The organism is Thalassospira sp. UBA1131 (genome assembly GCF_002311515.1).
GTDB lineage: Bacteria > Pseudomonadota > Alphaproteobacteria > Rhodospirillales > Thalassospiraceae > Thalassospira.
This window is the reverse complement of sequence record NZ_DCAO01000120.1, coordinates 38,992-39,944: the sequence shown is the minus strand read 5'-3', so window position 1 is coordinate 39,944 and position 953 is coordinate 38,992. Positions and strand designations below refer to the sequence as shown.

The window sequence follows — 953 nt, the reverse complement described above, 5'->3', positions numbered from 1 at the left end:
GATGAATTGCGCGCCAAATTCGGACAACGGATCAGCAACGCGGCCCATCGGGCGTTTGCACAGTGACGCATCACCCGTGAAGAAGGTCGTGATCGGATGGGTGGCAACGATGCCGGCCATCAGGCGAATGCCGGTGCCGGCATTGCCCATATCAATCACGCTATCGGGTTCACGCAGCGCACCGACGCCAACACCTGTGATATGCCAGGTGCCGTCTTCATCGCGGGTGACAGTGGCGCCAAGTTTACGCATGGCGTCCGCCGTTGCCAGAACGTCTTCGCCTTCCAGAAGGCCGGTAACCTTGGTTGTACCGATTGCCAGACCACCAAACATCAGGGAGCGATGAGAAATAGACTTGTCACCCGGAACCCGGATATCGCCCGAAAGCGGCCCGGCCTTGGCCGAGGAAAGCGGACGTTTGGTTTGCGAAGAACTCATGGGCTCGTACCTGCCAGTCACTGTTTTATCATCAACAAAAGGCTGATTGAAATTGCACTGCGCTGCGGCCATGTTTTCAGGCGCGCGCGGGCCTTTCAATCAGGGGACCAATGCTCTAGCACAAGCGGTTGGCAGGCACCAGTATCGAACCCGAAATTCGGTGTAGGAAATTGCACGAATGTGCGGCAGATTTGTCCCATCGCCCTGCCAAAGGGAAAAACGCGCAATTTCCTTTTGACAAGGTGCTCGCAAGATGGCAATTGGGCCTCTCGGACAAGACGCTGTGCGTAGCCTTGCTGCGCTTTTGCGACACAAAGTCTTTTTCTTAATTGATAACGGTAATTAAGAGGATTTGCCGTAATGTCAGCACGCGGTAAGAAACGTCACTGCCTCGCCTGTGGTACCAAGTATTACGACCTGAACCGTACCCCGGTTGTCTGCCCGAAATGCAAAACGCCGGACGGGGTGACAAAGGTCAAGAAATCCGCGGTTGCAAAACCGGCACCGGAAGAAGA

General features: G+C 55.3%; 2 protein-coding genes. One reads left to right on the top strand and one right to left on the bottom strand.

Annotated elements, in window-relative coordinates:
* Positions 1-438, bottom strand: a 438-nt coding sequence (locus B3Z49_RS20250) for a 3-phosphoshikimate 1-carboxyvinyltransferase (RefSeq protein WP_414716275.1), incomplete at its 3' end; no start/stop codon positions are given.
* Between the two features lie 360 nt (positions 439-798).
* Here B3Z49_RS20250 and B3Z49_RS20245 point away from each other — a divergent pair.
* The coding region (locus tag B3Z49_RS20245) for an FYDLN acid domain-containing protein (protein WP_296994328.1) at positions 799-953 on the top strand (155 nt) is incomplete at its 3' end.